This is a genomic window from Pseudescherichia sp. AS216, from assembly GCF_037152055.1.
GTDB lineage: Bacteria > Pseudomonadota > Gammaproteobacteria > Enterobacterales > Enterobacteriaceae > Pseudescherichia.
Window position 1 is genome coordinate 1 of record NZ_JBBCMV010000018.1, and the last position, 812, is coordinate 812.

Genomic DNA, 812 nt, shown 5'->3' on the forward strand with positions numbered 1-812 from the left:
GTCGCTGCCGCAGCTTCGGTGCATGGTTTAGCCCCGTTACATCTTCCGCGCAGGCCGACTCGACCAGTGAGCTATTACGCTTTCTTTAAATGATGGCTGCTTCTAAGCCAACATCCTGGCTGTCTGTGCCTTCCCACATCGTTTCCCACTTAACCATGACTTTGGGACCTTAGCTGGCGGTCTGGGTTGTTTCCCTCTTCACGACGGACGTTAGCACCCGCCGTGTGTCTCCCGTGATAACATTCTTCGGTATTCGCAGTTTGCATCGGGTTGGTAAGCCGGGATGGCCCCCTAGCCGAAACAGTGCTCTACCCCCGAAGATGAGTTCACGAGGCGCTACCTAAATAGCTTTCGGGGAGAACCAGCTATCTCCCGGTTTGATTGGCCTTTCACCCCCAGCCACAGGTCATCCGCTAATTTTTCAACATTAGTCGGTTCGGTCCTCCAGTTAGTGTTACCCAACCTTCAACCTGCCCATGGCTAGATCACCGGGTTTCGGGTCTATACCCTGCAACTTAACGCCCAGTTAAGACTCGGTTTCCCTTCGGCTCCCCTATACGGTTAACCTTGCTACAGAATATAAGTCGCTGACCCATTATACAAAAGGTACGCAGTCACCTAACAAGTAGGCTCCCACTGCTTGTACGTACACGGTTTCAGGTTCTGTTTCACTCCCCTCGCCGGGGTTCTTTTCGCCTTTCCCTCACGGTACTGGTTCACTATCGGTCAGTCAGGAGTATTTAGCCTTGGAGGATGGTCCCCCCATATTCAGACAGGATACCACGTGTCCCGCCCTACTCTTCGAGTTCACA

The 812-nt window shown here is 53.0% G+C and carries 1 rRNA gene; it reads right to left on the bottom strand.

What is annotated here, in order from left to right:
• Nucleotides 1-812, bottom strand: a 23S ribosomal RNA gene (locus WFN61_RS20700); the annotation flags it as partial.